Origin of the sequence: Phenylobacterium aquaticum, assembly GCF_947378715.1 — a bacterium.
Classification (GTDB): domain Bacteria; phylum Pseudomonadota; class Alphaproteobacteria; order Caulobacterales; family Caulobacteraceae; genus Phenylobacterium; species Phenylobacterium aquaticum_A.
Map to the genome: position 1 here is coordinate 1 of NZ_CANCLE010000004.1, position 16428 is coordinate 16428.

Here is a 16428-nt window from a genome sequence, read left to right on the forward strand (position 1 = left end):
GCGGCGGCCTTGGCGGCCAGGTCGGAGAGATTGGCGCGCAACAGCCGGCGCGCGATCCGATCCGGCGGCTCGTCGGGCTGGAAGTGCACGCCCGCGACCAGGGCGTCCTTGGTCACGACCAGATCGAACCCGGGTCGCGACGGGATGACTGCGGCGTCGTCCAGCAGCTCCAGCGCCTCGGGGGCGCCGCGCGTCAGGGGGCGGAACAGCCGGGCGATCTGCCCGAACTCATCGGGCGGATCGACCTCGTCGGGCGGGGTGGCCTCAGGGCCGGACATCCTGGGCCACTCCGTCCAGGGCGCCGTTCACGAAGCCGGGCTCCGGCCCCTCGAAGAACGACTTGGCGAGCTCGACATATTCGTCGATCACCACCTCGACCGGCACGTCGGCGCGGTGGGCCAGTTCGAAGGCGCCTGCCCGCAGGATAGCGCGGACCGTCGCGTCCAGCCGCTCCAGCCGCCAGCCGGTCGCCAGTCGCTTGACCACGGCGCTGTCGATCTCGCGCTGGGCCCCGACCACGCCGCGCACCAGATCGGCGAAGAAGCCCTCATCGGCGGCGGCCAGCGGCGCGCTCTCATCGCCCTCCATGCTCCGGTCGAAGCGATGCTCGGCGAATTCACGGATCACCGCCTCGACGCCGGCGCCGGAGACTTCCATCTGATAGAGCGCCTGGACGGCCGCCAGGCGGGCGACGGAACGGGCCTGCTTGGGCTTGCTCATCGGGCCTGACCCGACAGCTGGCGCTTCAGGGCGATCATCTCAAGCGCCGCGCGAGCCGCGCGGCCGCCCCTGTCGCCCTCGCTGGGCCGGGCCCTGGCCCAGGCTTGGTCCTCGTCCTCGACGGTCATGACGCCATTGCCGATCGCCAGGCGCTTGCCGACCGCCAGGTCCGTCAGGCCCCGGGCGCTCTCGTTGGCGACGATCTCGAAATGATAGGTCTCACCACGGATCACCGCGCCCAGGGCGACATAGCCGTCATAGGCCTTGCCGCTCGGACCCCGCCCGCCCTCCTCCGCGATGGCGATGGCCGCAGGGATCTCCAGGGCGCCCGGCACGCTGATCACATCAAACTCGGCGTCGTGGGCGCTGATCACATCGGTGGCTCCGCGCAGCAGCTCGTCAGCGAGGTCGGAATAGAATCGCGCCTCGACCACGAGGATGCGGATCTTGTCTTCAAGCATGCGTCGGTTCCTGTTCGAAGCGACCCTTTAGGCCGTTTCGCGCCAGCGGGCGAGATAGCGCGCCAGCATGTCGATCTCCAGATTGACCCGTGAGCCGACTTTGAGCGTCCCGAGCGTGGTCACCTCCCAGGTGTGGGGGATCAGATTGACCCCGAACAGGTCGTCCTCGACCTCGTTGACGGTCAGGGAAACGCCCTCGACGGCGATCGAGCCCTTGGGGGCGATGTAGCGGTGCAGCGGACGCGGGACCCGTACCTGCACCCGGTGTGACCCGCCTTCGCTGGTGATCGAGACCACCTCGCCCACACCGTCCACATGGCCGGAGACGATATGGCCGCCCAGTTCATCGCCAACCCGGGCCGCGCGCTCCAGATTGACCGGATGGCCCTCGACCCAGTCGCCGATGCTGGTCTTGGACAGGGTTTCGCCGGAGACCTCGACCGCGAACCAGCCCAGGCCCTTCTCGACCACGGTCAGGCAGCAGCCGGCATGGCTGATCGAGGCGCCGATCTCGACGGTCGACAGATCGAAACGGGTCTCGATCTCGAACCTGCGGTCGCGGTGGGTGTCGCGGACGGCGCGAACGCGGCCCACGTCGGTGACGATGCCGGTGAACATTCAGATCCTTTCGTAGCGCTCCCACAGGTCGGAACCGACCTCGCGGACGTCAACCCGCTTGAGGCGCGGGGCGTCGGAAAGCGCCGAGATTTCCAGATTTCCCATGCCGGGGCGGCCCTCGGCGCCAAGCACCAAGGGCGCGCGGAACCATTCCAGGGCGTCGACCAGGCCGGCGCGCAGGAAGCTCGCCGCGACCTGCCCTCCGCCTTCGACGAACAGCCGGGCCAACCCCTCGGCCGCCAGCAAGCGCACGACCGCCGTCAGATCCAGGCGACCATCGGCGCCGGCCGGCGACCGGATCACCCGGACTCCCAGGTCCGTCAGGCGCGGATCAGCCGCAGCGGTTGTCACGATATAGGTCGGAATGTCCCGGGCGCCGCTCACCAGTTTCGAGCCCTCGGGCAGGCGTTGGCGGCTGTCGAGCACCACCCTGGCCGGCTGCGGCCCCTGATAGTCGGGAAGACGGACCGTGAGTTCGGGATCATCGGCCAGGGCGGTCTCGATCCCGATCAGCACCGCGTCATGCTGGGCGCGCAGGTCGTGGACGGCCTCTCGGGCCTCAGGCCCCGTGATCCAGCGGCTCTCCCCCGCCGCCGTGGCGATCCGGCCATCGAGCGAGGTGGCCAGCTTCAGGGTCACCGACATCAGTGCAGCACGCCTCGCACCGGCGACTTGATGAAGGCGCGATGGCCGCCGTCGGTCCGGGGCCAGTCCTCGCCGAAACTGTGGCCTTCCAGGAAGTCGATCTTGCCGTCGCGGATGAACAGCACGAAGCCCGCGCCGTTATCGAGGCCGTCGATCTCGGCATAGACGTCGTTGAGCTCGAAGCGCGGGGGCTCGAACCGCTCCGCCGCCTGGACGCGGAAATTCAGGAAGAAGCCCGCGCCGGTCCAGCGCCGCGAGGTCACGGTCGACTGGCCCAGCTGGGCGCGCAACAGATCGGCCTGGTCGGGGTGGGCTTCGATCAGCAGCTGCAGGACATCGGTTTCCAGGCCGTTGAGGTTCAGCTGGGTCGGCGCGGACCTAGCGGTCATCCTCGGCGCCTTCGTTCAGCCCTTCCTCACCCAGGAAAGTCGCGAATTCGCCGGCTTCCCGGAAGTCGCGATAAACCGAGGCGTAGCGGACATAGGCCACGTCATCGAGCGCCTTGAGCTGCTTCATCACCATCTCGCCCACCGCCGACGACGGCAGTTCCGTCTCGCCCATGCTTTCCAGCTGGCGGGTGATCAGGGAGATCATCCGCTCGATCCGCTCCGGCTCGATGGGCCGCTTGCGGGTGGCGATGGCGATGGAGCGCGCCAGCTTGTCGCGCTCGAACGGCGTGCGCCGCCCCGACCGCTTGACGATGGTCAGCTCGCGCAGCTGGACCCGCTCGAAGGTGGTGAAGCGGCCGCCGCATTCGGGGCAAAGACGACGGCGACGGATCGCGGCCCCATCTTCCGAGGGCCGCGAGTCTTTCACCTGGCTTTCGGCGTGGCCGCAGAACGGGCAGCGCATGATGTAGCCCCTCCCGGCCTACCGACCCCCTAGATAGAGGTATTACCCATAGATGGGGAAGCGTTTCGTCAGCGCCAGGACTTCCGAGCGGACCTTGGCTTCCACAGCGGAATTGTCGCCGCCCGCCGCGACACCATCGAGGACCTCACCAATCCACTTGCCGATCTGGCGGAATTCGCCCGGGCCGAAGCCGCGGGTGGTGCCGGCCGGCGAGCCGACCCGCAGGCCGGAGGTTTGCATCGGCGGCAGAGGATCGCCGGGAATGCTGTTCTTGTTGGTGGTGATCCCCGCCCGCTCCAGGGCCGCCTCGGCGTCGACGCCGCTGACGTTCTTGGGCGTCAGGTCGACCAGCATCAGGTGGCTGTCGGTGCCGTTGGAGACGATCTTGAAGCCGACGCTCTGCAGGCTGTCCGCCAGTTCGCGGGCGTTCTCGATCACCTGGCGGGCATAGAGCTTGAACTCGGGCCGCAGGGCCTCGCCGAAGGCCACGGCCTTGGCGGCGATCACGTGCATCAGGGGCCCGCCCTGCAGGCCGGGGAACACGGCGCTATCGATCTTCTTGGCCAGCTTCTTGTCGTTGGTCAGGATCATGCCGCCACGCGGTCCCCGCAGGGTCTTGTGGGTGGTGGTCGTGACAATGTGGGCGTGGGGGAATGGGTTCGGATATTCGCCGGCCACGATCAGCCCGGCATAGTGCGCCACGTCGCACATCAGGATCGCGCCAACTTCGTCGGCGATCTCGCGGAATTTCTTGAAGTCGATGGCCCGCGAATAGGCCGAGCCGCCGGCGATGATCACCTTGGGCTGGTTGGCGCGCGCCACCTCGGCGGCCTCGTCATAGTCGATCAGGTGGTCCTGGGCGCGGACGCCATAGGCGACCGGGTTGAACCACTTGCCCGACTGGTTGACGCTCTTGCCGTGGGTCAGGTGGCCGCCATGGTCGAGGTTCATGCCCATGAAGGTGTCGCCCGGCTTCATGGTGACCATGAACACCGCCTGGTTCGCCTGGCTGCCGGAGTGCGGCTGGACGTTGGCGAATTCGCAGCCGAACAGCTGCTTGGCGCGATCGATGGCGATCAGTTCGGCCTCATCGACCACCTCGCAGCCGCCGTAGTAGCGCTTGCCCGGATAGCCCTCGGCGTACTTGTTGGTCAGGGCCGAGCCCTGGGCGTCCAGCACGGCGCGCGAGACGATGTTCTCGGACGCGATCAGCTCGATCTGGTCCTGTTGGCGGCGCAGTTCACCCTGCAGGATTTTCGAGATCGCGGGATCGCTGTCGGCGACGGGACTGGTGAAGAAGGCGTCGATCGAGTTGGCGGCGTGGACGGTCATGGCGGGGGCCTTTCGGGATTCGGCTGGGCGCTCTTTAGCGCTATCGGCGCGCGGAACAAACTTCGGAACTAAGTGAGCGGCTGAAACGTTGTGCCCACGCCGGAGGTGCGCGGGCTGATGCGTCGGGCCCCGCCGGAAGAGTCGTCGCACAGAACAGGGGCGTGGAATGAGTATGGAACCCGAAGCCAGTGAGACTTCGGAAGGTGAGTTGCTTCGCTTGGGGGTCGACATCGTCACCGCCTATGTGAGCCGCAACAAAGTGGCCGCCGAGGCGGTGCCAGAGCTGTTGTTGACGGTTCACGGCGCCCTGAAGACCCTGGGTCATCCCGGCGTGTCGGCTGTCGAGGACCGGCCCAAGCCAGCCGTGCCGATCAGCAAGTCGGTGCAGCACGACCACATTGTCTGTCTGGAGGACGGCAAGCGATTGAAGATGCTGAAGCGCTATCTGCGCTCGCGCTTCGATCTCAGTCCTGAGGACTATCGCAAGAGGTGGGGCTTGCCGGCGGACTATCCGATGGTGGCCCCGGCCTATGCGGCCAGACGCAGCGAATTCGCCAAGCAGATCGGCCTGGGCCTGGGCGTGCGGCGGGGCAAGTAGCGCGCCGCAGGACGGATGTCTGCGTTTCGGAAATGAAGTGAAGCGCCTGCGTCTCCGGTGAACCTGACGCGCCTTATGCGTCCGGCCGGGCGCGGGCGCAAGATCGTCCGATGTCGCGGCAGACCTAAAACGAAGACGGCCGGCGAACCCCAGGTCCGCCGGCCGCATTCCAACGATCTGCAGCGTGGCTCAGGCCGCGTAGCCGCCGACGCGCTTGATGTTGCAGCGGGTCCAGAGCTTTTCCAGCGCACGCACCAGATCTTCCATCATGTCATCCGTGTGGGCCGGCGACGGGGTGAAGCGCAGTCGCTCCGTCCCGCGCGGCACGGTCGGATAGTTGATCGGCTGGACATAGATGCCGTAGTCGCTGAGCAGGATATCGGAGATCATCTTGCAGTGGACGGGGTCGCCCACCTCGACCGGTACGATGTGGCTGACCGAGGGCATGACCGGCAGGCCGGCCTTGGCCATCCGCGCCTTCAGGGCGGCGGCGCGCTCCTGGTGGGCGATGCGGACCTCGTTGTGTTCCTTCAGATAGCGGATCGAGGCCACGGCGCCCGCGGCCAGGGCCGGCGGGATCGAGGTGGTGAAGATGAAGCCGTCAGCATAGCTGCGGATGGCGTCGACGATGATCGCGTCGGCCGCGATATAGCCGCCCATCACCCCGAAGGCCTTGCCCAGCGTGCCCTCGATGATGTCGATCTGGGCCATCACTCCATCGCGTTCGGCGACGCCGGCGCCGCGCGGACCGTACATGCCGACTGCGTGGACCTCGTCGATATAGGTCAGAGCGCCATATTGCTTGGCCAGCGCGATGGTGCCGGCGATGTCGGCGATGTCGCCGTCCATCGAATAGACGCTCTCGAACGCGATCAGCTTCGGCGCAGCCGGATCGGCGGCGGCCAGCAGTTCTTCCAGATGGGCCAGGTCATTGTGGCGGAACACGTGGCGTTCGCCACGGCCGGCGCGGATGCCCGAGATCATGGAATTGTGGTTCAGGGCGTCGGAGAAGATGATCAGCCCCGGCAGCACCTTGTAGAGGGTCGAGAGCGACGCCTCGTTGGACACATAGCCCGAGGTGAACAGCAGGGCGGCTTCCTTGCGATGCAGGTCGGCCAGTTCGGCCTCCAGCTCGACATGGTAGTGGGTGGTGCCCGAGATGTTGCGGGTGCCGCCGGAACCGGCGCCAGCCTCCTCGATCGCCTTGTGCATGGCGTCGAGCACGACCGGGTTCTGGCCCTGGCCCAGATAATCGTTGGAGCACCAGACGATCACATCGCCCTGGCTGCCGTCATCCTGGGTCCAGGTGGCCCGGGGGAACTGGCCCCTGTGTCGCTTGAGGTCGGCGAAGACCCGATAACGGCCCTCCTGGCGAACCTTGTCGACAGCGGAGCGGAAAGCGTCCTGATAATTCATCGAAGCTGAAACCCGGTCGCGCGTTTGACCATCTCGCGCAACGGCCGGTCCCCTTGTTGTGTCGGGCTTTTCGCACCCACGGTTTACGTTGTCTACAAGCGCCGGCGCCGCTGTCGCTTGATTTGCATCAACCGGATTGACGCTGAAGCTTGGGTCAGGGCGCCACGCCGCGAAACAGCTGCAGGATCGCCGAGAAATCCTTGCCGCCGGCGCCCAGCCGGTCGAACAGGGCGTACAGCGCCTCGGCCTGAGCGCCCAGCGGGGTCGTGGCGCCGGCCTTTGCGGCGGCTTCCTGGGCCAATTTCAAGTCCTTGAGCATCATGGCCGTGGCGAATCCGCCCTGATAGTCGCGGTTGGACGGTGCGGTCTCCACCAGGCCCGGCCAGGGCGCGTAGCTGGTCAGGGACCAGCACTGGCCCGAGGATTTGGAGGCGATCTCAAAGAAGCGCTCCGGGTCAAGACCGAGCTTCTCGGCCAGGGCGAAGGCCTCGCAGACCCCGATCATCGAGATGCCGAGCACCATGTTGTTGCAGATCTTGGCCGCCTGGCCCGCGCCATGGTCGCCGGCCCGAATCACCGCCTTAGCCATGGGCGCCAGCACCGCCTCGATGGCGGCGAAGTCAGCCTGCGCGCAGCCGACCATGAAGGCCAGGGTTCCGGCCTCAGCGCCGGTCGCGCCGCCGGACACCGGGGCGTCGGCGAACCGGAAGCCCAGGGCGGTCGCCTGGGCGGCGACGGCCCGGGCGCTTTCCACATCGATGGTGGAGCAATCGATGAACAGGGCGCCGGGCTTGGCGTTGGGCGCGATCTCGTCCTGATAGACGGCGCGGACATGCGGCCCGGCCGGCAACATGGTGATCACCACATCGGCGCCCGCCACGGCCAGGGCCGCCGAGGCCGCAGGATGGCAACCGGCCGCCGCCGCGCGTTCGAGCGCGACGGCGGACAGGTCGAAGGCCGAGACTTCATGACCCGCCTTGGCCTGATTGGCGGCCATGCCGCCGCCCATATTGCCAAGCCCGATGAAGGCGATACGGGTCATGATGGTCTCTTCCCTGGTGGCGTCCGCGACCTATTTCGGCCGCTGGAACTTGTAGATGAACTGGTCGGTGTGACCGCGAACGGCCGGATCAAAGACGTTCTTGGTGAAGTCGTCCTTGGGGTTGCGCAGCACGCTGCTCTCGCCGACCAGCTTGAAGCCGGCGGCCTCAAGTTCGGTCTTCACGATCGCCGGGTCGATGCGGTGCAGGGTGTTGGCGGCGTCCACCGGGGTGCCGGCTGGGGCCGCATGGTCGAGCACGATGTAGTAGCCGCCCGGCTTGAGGGCGTTGAACACCGCCTTGTTGACCGCCGCCACGTCGAGGTTCAGGCGGGTCAGGTGCAGGTCGTGATAGTTCTGCGAGGTCCAGATCACGTCAGCCGGGGTTGGCAGGGCCAGGCTCTGGAAGTTGGCGGCCACGACCTTGACGTTGCCATAGTTGGCGTCGGCCGCGATGGCGTTCACCGCCGGCGGCTTGTCCTTGTTGGCGGCCTGGCCCTCGGAGATGATCGCATAGACCGCGCCCTTGGGGCCGACGGCCTTGGCGAAGATGCGGGTGAAGTAGCCGCCGCCGGGCAGGAAGTCGCCCACGGTCTGGCCAGGCTTCACGCCCGCGAACTCCAGCATCTCGGCCGGCTTGCGGTCGGCGTCGCGGGCGGTGTCCTCGGCGGGACGGCCCTTGTCGGCGACGGCGGCCACGATGGCCGCCGAGGGCTTGGCCCAGGCGGCGTCAGCCGTGCCCAGGGCCACGACCGCCATGGCGGCCAGCATCAGGTTGCGTTTCATCGGTTCCTCCCGTGAATAGGCGGCCCCGATACCATCGCTCGGTCGGCGGCGTCCCATTACAGTCCAGTTAAGGGCGACCAGGCCTCGGCGGAAGGCAAGGGCGCGAAGATCGTTTCGATGATCTGCTCGCTGACCCCGGAAAGGGTCGGCGGATTCCATTTCGGGGCATTGTCCTTCTCGACGATGACCGCGCGGACCCCCTCGATGAAGTCATGGCGCTGAACCACCCGGGCGCCGACGCGATACTCCATCTCCATGTTCTCGGCGAAGGTGCTGGCCTGGCCGCCCAGCTGCAGCTGGCGGAAGGCGACCTTCAGGGTCTGCGGCGACTTGGTCGCCAGCACCTTCAGCTGGTCGCGGGCCCAGTCGGTGTCGGCCGCCTCCAGCGCCGCGACAATCGCCTCGACGCTGTCCTTCCCGAACAGACGGTCGATCTCGTCCTGGTGGGCGGCGAGCGGCGGACGGCCGGGGTCACCCTCATATTCAGTCAGCAGGGTCTCGACCGCCGCCGGGTCGGCGATCACGGCGGCCTTGAAGGCCTCGATCTTGCCGGTCTCGATGAAGTCGGTGGCCATGCCGATCAATTCGCAGTCAGCAGCCTTCACCCGCGCGCCGGTGAGCGCCAGCCATAGGCCGATATGCCCCGGCATGCGCGGCAGGAACCAGCCGCCGCCGACATCCGGGAACAGGCCGATGCCGGTCTCCGGCATGGCGTAGGTGGTCCGCTCCGTCGCGACCCGATAGCGCGAGGGCGCGGCCAGGCCGACGCCGCCGCCCATGGTCACCCCGTCCATGATGGTCAGGACCGGCTTGGGATATTCGAACAGCAGGTGGTTCAGGCGGTATTCGGTGAAGAAGAACGCCCGCGCCGCCTGGCCGTCTCCAGCCCCGCTCTCCGCCAGCATGCGGATGTCGCCGCCCGCGCAGAAGCCGCGTTCGCCGGAATGGTCCAGCAGGACCAGTTCGACGGCGGGATCATCCTTCCAGGCCAGCAGGGCCTCGGTCATGCCCACGCACATGGCCGTGGTCAGGGCGTGAAGGGCCTGGGGTCTATTGAGGGTCAGGCGACCGACGCGACCCTCGACCCGGACCAGGATTTCGTCGGTCATTGGCGCAGCAGCTCCCGGGCGATGATCACCCGCATGATTTCGTTGGTGCCCTCCAGGATCTGGTGGACGCGCAGGTCGCGGACGATCCGCTCCAGCGGATAGTCGCGCAAATAGCCATAGCCGCCGTGCAGTTGCAGGGCCTGGTTGGCCACTTCGAAGCCGGCGTCGGTGGCGAACCGTTTGGCCATGGCGCAATATTGGGTGGCCTTGGGGTCCTTCTTGTCCAGCGCATCGGCGGCGCGGCGGACCATCAGCCGGGCGGCGTCGAGCTCGGTGGCCATGTCGGCCAGCCGGAACTGCAGCGCCTGGAAGTCCTTGAGCGGCTGACCGAACTGCTTGCGGCTCTCCAGATAGGCCTGGGCGGTCTCCAGCGCGAGCTGAGCCCCGCCGAGCGAGCAGGAGGCGATATTGATCCGGCCGCCGTCGAGGCCGGCCATGGCGAAGCGGAACCCCTCCCCCTCCGCGCCCAGCCGGTTTGCGGCCGGAACCCGGACCCCGTCCAGATTGACCTGTGCGGTCGGCTGGGCGTTCCAGCCCATCTTCTTCTCATTGGCGCCGAAGGAGACGCCCGGCCAGTCCCGCTCGACCAGAAACGCCGAGACGCCCTTGGCGCCGGGCGCGCCGGTGCGGGCCATGACCAGATAGACGTCCGAGACCCCCGCCCCGGAGATGAAGGCCTTGGAGCCGGTCAGCACATAGTCGTCGCCATCCCGGGTCGCCGTGGTCGCCAGGGCCGCAGCGTCTGAGCCCGAGCCAGGCTCGGTCAGGCAATAGCTGGCGATCAGCTCCATGGCGGTCAGCCGGGGCAGGTATCGGTGGCGCAGGTCGTCTGATCCGAACCGGTCGACCATCCAGGAGACCATGTTGTGGATCGACAGGAAGGCGGCAGTCGCCACATCCCCGTGGCTCAACTGCTCGAACACGATCGAGGCGTCGAGCCGGCTCAGCGCCGAACCGCCGACGTCTTCGGCCACATACAGACCGGCGAAGCCCAGGCCCGCAGCCTTGCGCAGCACATCGACCGGGAAATGCCGTTCCTCGTCCCAGCGGGCCGAATGCGGCGCCATCTCCTCGGCGGCGAACACCCGCGCCGCATCCTCGATCGCCCGCTGATCGTCGGTGAGATTGAAGTCCATGGCCCTGGGAACCGCCCTCGAATTGGTTGGCTTGAGGAACTCGCTCCGCTGGCGCAACCTGTCAACGACCCGAACGGAGGTCGAAAGGATTCCCATGGGCGATGACGCCGGTCGTTGGCGACAGGGAGAGACGGCCCGGAACCTGGCCCTGGTGAATTATGGCCTGTTGTTCGCCGCCATTTTCTTCGCCGGCGTCCCGGCCCTGATCGCGGTGATCATCGCCTATGTTCAGCGTGACGAGGCGCCGGCGCGTATCCGCAGCCACCATACCTTCCAGATCCGCATCTTCTGGGTAGCCTTCGCCCTGACCCTGGCGGCGGGTGTCTGTTTCCTGACGGCGCTTGTCAGCGGCCTCTCGGAGCTGATCGCGGTCGGCGGTTTCCACAGCTGGGAGCAGGCCCATTCCGTCAACATCGAGTTGTCGCATATGAGCCTTGACGGCCGGGTCATTGGCCTGGTGGTCGGTGGGGTGATCCTGTCGATCCTGACCGGACTGTGGCTGGTCGCGGCGCCGGCCATCGGCTTCATCAGGCTTGCGTCGGAGCGGGGGATCGGCGACAGCGCGGCCTAGTCTTTGGAGCTTCGTCCATGTCCCCTGCCCCCCTCGCCGCCTATCCCGCCCTGCGTCTGCGTCGCCTGCGTCAGGCCGACTGGGTGCGCCGGCTGGTGCGCGAGACGGTGCTCACCCCCGCTGACCTGATCTGGTCGATGGTGGTCCACGAGGGCGAAGGCGAGATTCCCGTAGCCTCCATGCCGGGCGTCTCGCGCCTGTCGGTCAAGGATTGCGCCAAGGCCGCCGTCGAAGCCCGCCGGCTGGGCATCCCCGCCATCGCGGTCTTCCCCCACATCGATGGGGCCAAGAAGGACGCCGCCGGGACCCTGGCGCTCGATCCGGACGGCGTCGTCGCCCGGGCGGTCAAGGCCATGAAGGACGCCGCGCCCGAGGTCGGGATCATGTGCGACGTGGCGCTGGACCCCTTCACGGACCACGGCCATGACGGCGTCATCGAGGGCGGCCGCATCCTCAACGACCCGACCATCGAGCGGCTGGTGGCCCAAGGGATCATGCAGGCCGAGGCCGGCGCCGACATCCTGGCGCCCTCCGACATGATGGACGGCCGGGTCGGCGCGTTGCGCCAGGCCCTGGAAGCGGGAAACCACCAGGACGTGATGATCATGTCCTATGCCGCCAAATACGCCTCGGCCTTCTACGGCCCCTATCGGGAGGCCATCGGCTCCGGGAAGCTCGGCACGGGCTCGGTGGAGAATCCGGCCGACAAGAAGACCTACCAGATGGACTACGCCAACACCGAGGAGGCCCTGCGCGAGGTGGCGCTGGATATCGCCGAGGGCGCCGACATGGTCATGGTCAAGCCGGGCATGCCCTATCTCGACATCGTCCAGCGGGTGGCCGAGGCCTTCAAGATGCCGACCTTCGCCTTCCAGGTGTCCGGCGAGTACGCGATGATCAAGGCGGCGACCGCCAATGGCTGGCTCGACGAGGACCGCGCCATCCTGGAGAGCCTCGGCGCCTTCAAGCGGGCCGGCGCGGCAGGCGTCATCACCTATTTCGCGCCGGTGGCGGCGCGCATGCTCGGGGCGTGAGCCGGATCATTCGCGTGGTCGCGGCCCTGATCCGCGACGAGGCGGACCGGCTGCTCACCGTGCGCAAGGCCGGCACGACCGCCTTCATGCTGCCGGGCGGCAAGCCTGAGGCGGGCGAGGATGAGATCGTCGCCCTGGCCCGGGAACTGGGTGAGGAGTTGGGGTGTCAGCTGGACCGCGCCACGGCCTTTGGCCGCTTCGAAGCCGTGGCGGCCAACGAGCCAGACGCCGTGGTCCACTCCAGCGTCTATGAGGCGACGGTCTCCGGCCCGATCCTCGCCCAGGCAGAGATCGCAGAACTGCTGTGGATCAGCCCGTCGGCTCCGCCCGCCGTCCGCCTGGCCCCACTGCTGGAGACCAAGGTCCTGCCGGCGCTTAGGGCGCCGTCGTGAAATAGGTGCTGTCCTCGGTCGCGCCGGGCAGCCGGATCATCTTCTCGAACCGCAGGCCGATCTTCTCCAACACCCGCATCGAGGCGGTGTTGCCAGGCTTGGTGATCGCCAGGATCAGCTCTAGCCCCAGGACCCGGCGGGCATGGCCGAGGGTCGCCGCAGCGGCCTCGGCGGCGTAGCCCTGGCCCCAGGCGCTTTCCAGGAACGCGTAGCCGACATCGGGCGCCTCGAGGCCCTCGCGCTTGACCAGGCCGCAAAGGCCGACCGACGCTCCGTCGCCGCGCTGTGCGACGCGCCACAGGCCATACCCGTTTTGAGCATAACTGGCGGCAGGGCCATCCAGGATATAGCGCCGGGCGCCCTCCAGGTCGCGGACCCCGCGATCCCCGATATTGTCGATGAAGCCCGGGGAATTCAGCAACTCCAGGATGAAGGCCTCGTCCTCGCCGACCCGCAGCTCCGCAAACACCAGGCGCTCGGTCTCGATCAGGTTCCCCATTCTGTGCTCCGTGCGGCTTTCGAGCTCAGCAATGCCGGATTAGCGTCCCGCGTCGAGTCCCGCCGGCGCCGCCGAGACAGGGGCCGCCCGTAGGAAGGACCTCCCATGGCCGAGCAAGCCGCCACCAGCCCCACGACCGGCCAGCTGCCGGAGCGGATCATCTATAATTGCGGGACGATGATCGGCGCCTGCGCCACCCTGATCGGGCTGGTGAAGATCATGGAGGCTCACAAGGGACCAAGCCATGTTGACGAGTACGCTGGCGCGGCGGCCGTCGCCTTCGTGCTCAGCGCCCTGTTCGCCTATCTCTCCCTGAGGTCCGACCAGCGGACCACCCTGCATCACCGGTTGGAGATGGTCGCCGACACCTTGTTCATCCTGGGCTTGGTGTCCCTGGGGATCATCGGGGCGATGTTCGCGTTCGAGGTGATCTGACCCTCGCGACGTCCCGGTAACCTAAACCGCATCTTAACGAGCGGCGGCCCACCTTCGCGCCAATCAGGCGTATTGGGGTGAGTCATGGCGGTCGGCGAAGCGCCGGTGATGATCAAGAAGGTCAAGAAGGTTGTAGGGGGCGGCCACCATGGCGGCGCCTGGAAGGTCGCCTATGCGGACTTCGTGACCGCGATGATGGCCTTCTTCCTCTTGATGTGGCTGATCAACACCACCAGCCCGGAACAGAAGAAGGGCATCGCCAACTATTTCGCCCCGGCCAGTGTCTCCGAAACCACCTCGGGTTCGGGCGGCATCCTCGGCGGCACGGCGCTGGGCGAGGACGGATCCCAACACGCCGGGTCCTCTTCAGTGATCCAGGAATTGGCGCCTGAGTCCAAGACCCCGGACGACGGCCGCAGCAAGGACGCCGCCAAGGCGACGGCCGACGCCCAGCCTTCCGCCGACTCGATGCGCGAAGCGATGGAAAAGCGTGAGGAGGCCTCCTTCGCCTCCGCCGCCCAGTCGCTGCGCCAGGCGCTGCAGGACATGCCGGAATTGGCCGAGCTGTCGAAGAACATCATCGTCGACCAGACCCCGGAAGGCTTGCGCATCCAGCTGGTCGACCAGGAGGGCCGCTCGCTGTTCGACCAGGGTCAGACCCAGCCCAACGCCCGCGCCAAGGTGCTGTTGCGCGCCGTGGCCAAGATCATCAACCAGCTGCCCAACCGGATCACGGTCTCAGGCCACACCTCGGCCAGCCTGAACGGGGCCCTGGCCGACGGCGACTGGGCCCTGTCCGCCGCCCGGGCTGACGCCTCGCGCAAGGTGCTGCAGGCCGCCGGCGTCGCGCCGGACCGGGTCTATCAGGTGTCTGGCAAGGCCAATTCCGAGCCGCTCTATCCCGACGATCCCACCCTGCCCGGCAATCGTCGCATGGCGATCGTGCTGCTTCGTGAGGCGCCGGTGCTTCCGCCAGATCACGGCTTCTAGCCGGTGCGCCCGCCCCTGCCAGGCTGTTGGGTCGGTTTAAGCAAGCACAAGCCTGTGATCGCGGCCGAAGTCGGGCGATTTGACGCGCGGCCCTGGGGACTGTCCCCAAACCGTGGGCTTGCGCACGGCCCCGCCATGACGCCTAATCCGTTCAGGCGACCTGGTTTCAAGGTGATCGCAAGTCCGTGACGCAGCACTTTCCGACGCGACAACTCAGGTTCTTCCTGACCGCGCCCTCGCCGTGTCCGTATCTGCCTGACCGACACGAGCGGAAGGTCTTCGCTCACCTGCCGCTGTCCGACGGGGCCAGCGTCAATGACAGCCTGACCCTTGTCGGGTTCCGTCGGTCGCAGAATATCGCCTACCGCCCGGCCTGCGAGGCCTGTTCGGCCTGTGTTTCGGCCCGCATTCCAGCTCGCGACTACATCTTCTCCCGCTCCGAGCGGAAGGCCCTGGCGCGCAATGATGACCTGGAGCGCCACCTGGTCGAGGCCGAGGCGACCATGGAGCAGTTCGACCTGCTGCGCCGCTATCTCCTCACCCGTCACGCCGACGGCGGCATGGCCGAGATGGCCTGGCCAGACTATGTGGCCATGGTCGAGGACACTGCGGTCCGCACCCACATCATCGAATATCGGCTGAAGTCCAAGGACGGCGGGCCCGGCGACCTCGTGGCCTGCGCCCTGGTCGACATGATGAGCGACGGCCTGTCCCTGGTGTACAGCTTCTACGATCCCACCATGACCCGGCGCAGCCTGGGTTCGTTCGTCATCCTGGATCACGTCATCCAGGCCGGGGTGACCGATATCCCTTACGTCTATCTCGGCTATTGGGTCCGGGGGTCTGACAAGATGGACTACAAGGTCCGCTTCTCGCCGATCGAGCTGCTGCGGCCGGAGGGCTGGACCCTGATGGCGGCCCGCGATCGCACGTCCGCCGAGGGCTGACGCCCGCCTCCAGCGCGCGCCATCAACAGTCGATCGCCGGTCATCCCCAGGCGCCGGCGCGCCTTGCATCGACCCGGCCGTCCCAGCTTGATAAATTGCCCCGTGACCTGCCGCGTCGGACGTCCCGCATGACCCGCCAGCTGCGCCTGAAGCTCAGGCGACCGCTGTCCTATGCGCGCAGCGACTTCGTCACCGGGCCTTCGAATCAGCAGGCGCTCGTGGCGCTCGACGCCTGGCCCGGCTGGCACGGGGGATGCCTGGCCCTGATCGGGCCGGAAGGCGCGGGCAAGACCCACCTGGCTCGCGACTGGGCGACCCGGGCCGACGCCATCATTCTCGACCGGCTCCAGCCCGCCGTCGCCCATGCTCCGGGGCGTCCCGTGCTGATGGAAGACGTGGATCAGGGCGTGGACGGCGAGGCGCTGTTCCACCTGATCAACATGGCCGCCCATACCGGCGGCAGCCTGCTGCTGACCGCCAAGGCCGCGCCCGTGGCCTGGCCCGCAACGCTGCCGGACCTGCGCTCGCGGCTCAACGCCTTGCCCGTAGCCCTGATCGAGGAACCGGACGACGTGGTGCTCGAAGGCGTGCTGCGGAAGTTCTTCAAGGCCCGCAGCATCCGCCCGCCCAAGGAGGTGTTTCCCTACCTGCTGCGGCGCATGGAGCGGTCGATTCCGGCGGCCCAGGAGATCGTCAAGCGGCTGGACGAAGCCGCCGATGACGAGCAGCGGCCCATTTCCCGCGCCCTGGCGCGGCAGATTCTTGAGGGCGATACCGAGAATCTTGACCTTTTTCAGGGCTGACTTGCGGCTGTCATCAGTCGGGTTCAAGACCGGTTGAACCTCGGG

General features: G+C 67.4%; 21 protein-coding genes and 1 pseudogene. 8 read left to right on the top strand and 14 right to left on the bottom strand.

All coding sequences use genetic code 11. The features are described 5' to 3' along the window. From Q7P21_RS01175 to glyA, 8 genes are all read right to left on the bottom strand, one after another. Positions 1 to 278: AIR synthase related protein (locus Q7P21_RS01175; RefSeq protein WP_369685437.1), on the bottom strand; the 278-nt coding region annotated here is incomplete at its 3' end. Then, positions 265 to 720, bottom strand: a complete 456-nt coding sequence (gene nusB / locus Q7P21_RS01180; protein ID WP_304170100.1) for a transcription antitermination factor NusB — start codon at positions 718 to 720, stop codon at positions 265 to 267. The genes nusB and Q7P21_RS01175, both read right to left, overlap by 14 nt. Beyond that, entirely contained in the window at positions 717 to 1181 is a 465-nt protein-coding gene (gene ribH, locus Q7P21_RS01185; protein ID WP_304170099.1) for a 6,7-dimethyl-8-ribityllumazine synthase, read from the bottom strand. Before ribH ends, nusB begins: the two co-directional genes overlap by 4 nt. Before the next feature lie 27 nt (positions 1182 to 1208). Continuing rightward, positions 1209 to 1799, bottom strand: a complete 591-nt coding sequence (locus Q7P21_RS01190) for a riboflavin synthase (protein ID WP_304170098.1) — start codon at positions 1797 to 1799, stop codon at positions 1209 to 1211. Continuing rightward, positions 1800 to 2444 (bottom strand): RibD family protein, encoded by a 645-nt coding sequence (locus Q7P21_RS01195; protein WP_304175366.1) that lies wholly within the window; start codon positions 2442 to 2444, stop codon positions 1800 to 1802. It abuts the gene before it with no gap. Then, the gene (locus tag Q7P21_RS01200; RefSeq protein WP_304170096.1) at positions 2444 to 2833 is read right to left on the bottom strand and encodes a hypothetical protein; all 390 of its coding nucleotides are present in this window, start codon (positions 2831 to 2833) and stop codon (positions 2444 to 2446) included. Before Q7P21_RS01200 ends, Q7P21_RS01195 begins: the two co-directional genes overlap by 1 nt. Then, entirely contained in the window at positions 2823 to 3296 is a 474-nt protein-coding gene (gene nrdR, locus Q7P21_RS01205; protein ID WP_304170095.1) for a transcriptional regulator NrdR, read from the bottom strand. Before nrdR ends, Q7P21_RS01200 begins: the two co-directional genes overlap by 11 nt. A 42-nt stretch (positions 3297 to 3338) precedes the next feature. Continuing rightward, positions 3339 to 4628, bottom strand: a complete 1290-nt coding sequence (gene glyA, locus Q7P21_RS01210) for a serine hydroxymethyltransferase (RefSeq protein ID WP_304175368.1) — start codon at positions 4626 to 4628, stop codon at positions 3339 to 3341. Positions 4629 to 4794: 166 nt separating this feature from the next. Between glyA and Q7P21_RS01215 the strand changes: the two genes are divergently transcribed. Then, positions 4795 to 5226, top strand: coding sequence for a MucR family transcriptional regulator (locus Q7P21_RS01215; RefSeq protein ID WP_304170093.1), 432 nt, complete (start codon positions 4795 to 4797; stop codon positions 5224 to 5226). Between the two features lie 189 nt (positions 5227 to 5415). Here the strand turns inward: Q7P21_RS01215 and hemA are convergent, their stop codons facing one another. The 5 genes from hemA to Q7P21_RS01240 all read right to left on the bottom strand — a co-directional run bounded on the left by hemA (position 5416) and on the right by Q7P21_RS01240 (position 10712). Further along, on the bottom strand, positions 5416 to 6642 hold the full coding sequence (hemA, locus tag Q7P21_RS01220) for a 5-aminolevulinate synthase (protein ID WP_304170092.1): 1227 nt from the start codon (positions 6640 to 6642) through the stop codon (positions 5416 to 5418). 154 nt (positions 6643 to 6796) lie between these two features. After that, positions 6797 to 7684 (bottom strand): 3-hydroxyisobutyrate dehydrogenase, encoded by an 888-nt coding sequence (gene mmsB, locus Q7P21_RS01225; protein WP_304175370.1) that lies wholly within the window; start codon positions 7682 to 7684, stop codon positions 6797 to 6799. A 30-nt stretch (positions 7685 to 7714) separates the two neighbouring features. Continuing rightward, positions 7715 to 8467 (bottom strand): class I SAM-dependent methyltransferase, encoded by a 753-nt coding sequence (locus tag Q7P21_RS01230; RefSeq protein WP_304175372.1) that lies wholly within the window; start codon positions 8465 to 8467, stop codon positions 7715 to 7717. A gap of 56 nt (positions 8468 to 8523) precedes the next feature. Then, complete coding sequence (locus Q7P21_RS01235) at positions 8524 to 9576, bottom strand: enoyl-CoA hydratase/isomerase family protein (protein ID WP_304170089.1); 1053 nt, start codon at positions 9574 to 9576, stop codon at positions 8524 to 8526. Beyond that, positions 9573 to 10712 (bottom strand): isobutyryl-CoA dehydrogenase, encoded by a 1140-nt coding sequence (locus tag Q7P21_RS01240; protein ID WP_304170088.1) that lies wholly within the window; start codon positions 10710 to 10712, stop codon positions 9573 to 9575. Before Q7P21_RS01240 ends, Q7P21_RS01235 begins: the two co-directional genes overlap by 4 nt. Before the next feature lie 94 nt (positions 10713 to 10806). Here Q7P21_RS01240 and Q7P21_RS01245 point away from each other — a divergent pair, with 94 nt between their 5' ends. The 3 genes from Q7P21_RS01245 to Q7P21_RS01255 are packed head-to-tail and all read left to right on the top strand — an operon-like array spanning position 10807 to position 12709. Beyond that, positions 10807 to 11283 (top strand): hypothetical protein, encoded by a 477-nt coding sequence (locus tag Q7P21_RS01245; protein WP_304167757.1) that lies wholly within the window; start codon positions 10807 to 10809, stop codon positions 11281 to 11283. Positions 11284 to 11300: 17 nt separating this feature from the next. Further along, positions 11301 to 12317 carry a porphobilinogen synthase gene (gene hemB, locus Q7P21_RS01250; protein ID WP_304167754.1) on the top strand — a complete coding sequence of 339 codons (1017 nt, stop codon included), beginning with the start codon at positions 11301 to 11303 and terminating at the stop codon, positions 12315 to 12317. Next, complete coding sequence (locus Q7P21_RS01255; RefSeq protein WP_304175374.1) at positions 12314 to 12709, top strand: NUDIX domain-containing protein; 396 nt, start codon at positions 12314 to 12316, stop codon at positions 12707 to 12709. Before hemB ends, Q7P21_RS01255 begins: the two co-directional genes overlap by 4 nt. Here the strand turns inward: Q7P21_RS01255 and Q7P21_RS01260 are convergent. Further along, positions 12693 to 13208, bottom strand: coding sequence for a GNAT family N-acetyltransferase (locus Q7P21_RS01260; protein WP_304167748.1), 516 nt, complete (start codon positions 13206 to 13208; stop codon positions 12693 to 12695). The two genes, Q7P21_RS01255 and Q7P21_RS01260, sit on opposite strands and share 17 nt — an antisense overlap. Before the next feature lie 105 nt (positions 13209 to 13313). Here Q7P21_RS01260 and Q7P21_RS01265 point away from each other — a divergent pair, with 105 nt between their 5' ends. The 4 genes and pseudogenes from Q7P21_RS01265 (at position 13314) to Q7P21_RS01280 (ending at position 16383) form a co-directional block, all read left to right on the top strand. Further along, positions 13314 to 13643: a hypothetical protein gene (locus Q7P21_RS01265; protein WP_304167746.1), complete on the top strand. Its 330-nt coding sequence runs from the start codon at positions 13314 to 13316 to the stop codon at positions 13641 to 13643. Between the two features lie 84 nt (positions 13644 to 13727). Then, on the top strand, positions 13728 to 14633 hold the full coding sequence (locus tag Q7P21_RS01270; protein WP_304167745.1) for a flagellar motor protein MotB: 906 nt from the start codon (positions 13728 to 13730) through the stop codon (positions 14631 to 14633). A 185-nt stretch (positions 14634 to 14818) separates the two neighbouring features. Then, a pseudogene (locus tag Q7P21_RS01275) lies at positions 14819 to 15671 on the top strand (arginyltransferase). Positions 15672 to 15708: 37 nt separating this feature from the next. Further along, entirely contained in the window at positions 15709 to 16383 is a 675-nt protein-coding gene (locus tag Q7P21_RS01280) for a DnaA/Hda family protein (RefSeq protein ID WP_304167742.1), read from the top strand. The last annotated feature ends 45 nt before the right edge of the window (positions 16384 to 16428 follow it).

Bases quoted from the DNA above. Each gene is read 5' to 3' on its own strand.
- glyA (WP_304175368.1), bottom strand. From the start codon at position 4,628: ATGACCGTCCACGCCGCCAACTCGATCGACGCCTTCTTCACCAGTCCC.
- ribH (WP_304170099.1), bottom strand. From the start codon at position 1,181: ATGCTTGAAGACAAGATCCGCATCCTCGTGGTCGAGGCGCGATTCTAT.
- Q7P21_RS01215 (WP_304170093.1), top strand. From the start codon at position 4,795: ATGAGTATGGAACCCGAAGCCAGTGAGACTTCGGAAGGTGAGTTGCTT.
- Q7P21_RS01200 (WP_304170096.1), bottom strand. From the start codon at position 2,833: ATGACCGCTAGGTCCGCGCCGACCCAGCTGAACCTCAACGGCCTGGAA.
- hemA (WP_304170092.1), bottom strand. From the start codon at position 6,642: ATGAATTATCAGGACGCTTTCCGCTCCGCTGTCGACAAGGTTCGCCAG.
- Q7P21_RS01230 (WP_304175372.1), bottom strand. From the start codon at position 8,467: ATGAAACGCAACCTGATGCTGGCCGCCATGGCGGTCGTGGCCCTGGGC.
- Q7P21_RS01270 (WP_304167745.1), top strand. From the start codon at position 13,728: ATGGCGGTCGGCGAAGCGCCGGTGATGATCAAGAAGGTCAAGAAGGTT.
- Q7P21_RS01265 (WP_304167746.1), top strand. From the start codon at position 13,314: ATGGCCGAGCAAGCCGCCACCAGCCCCACGACCGGCCAGCTGCCGGAG.
- Q7P21_RS01240 (WP_304170088.1), bottom strand. From the start codon at position 10,712: ATGGACTTCAATCTCACCGACGATCAGCGGGCGATCGAGGATGCGGCG.
- Q7P21_RS01190 (WP_304170098.1), bottom strand. From the start codon at position 1,799: ATGTTCACCGGCATCGTCACCGACGTGGGCCGCGTTCGCGCCGTCCGC.
- Q7P21_RS01260 (WP_304167748.1), bottom strand. From the start codon at position 13,208: ATGGGGAACCTGATCGAGACCGAGCGCCTGGTGTTTGCGGAGCTGCGG.
- mmsB (WP_304175370.1), bottom strand. From the start codon at position 7,684: ATGACCCGTATCGCCTTCATCGGGCTTGGCAATATGGGCGGCGGCATG.
- Q7P21_RS01245 (WP_304167757.1), top strand. From the start codon at position 10,807: ATGGGCGATGACGCCGGTCGTTGGCGACAGGGAGAGACGGCCCGGAAC.
- Q7P21_RS01235 (WP_304170089.1), bottom strand. From the start codon at position 9,576: ATGACCGACGAAATCCTGGTCCGGGTCGAGGGTCGCGTCGGTCGCCTG.
- nrdR (WP_304170095.1), bottom strand. From the start codon at position 3,296: ATGCGCTGCCCGTTCTGCGGCCACGCCGAAAGCCAGGTGAAAGACTCG.
- hemB (WP_304167754.1), top strand. From the start codon at position 11,301: ATGTCCCCTGCCCCCCTCGCCGCCTATCCCGCCCTGCGTCTGCGTCGC.
- Q7P21_RS01280 (WP_304167742.1), top strand. From the start codon at position 15,709: ATGACCCGCCAGCTGCGCCTGAAGCTCAGGCGACCGCTGTCCTATGCG.
- nusB (WP_304170100.1), bottom strand. From the start codon at position 720: ATGAGCAAGCCCAAGCAGGCCCGTTCCGTCGCCCGCCTGGCGGCCGTC.
- Q7P21_RS01195 (WP_304175366.1), bottom strand. From the start codon at position 2,444: ATGTCGGTGACCCTGAAGCTGGCCACCTCGCTCGATGGCCGGATCGCC.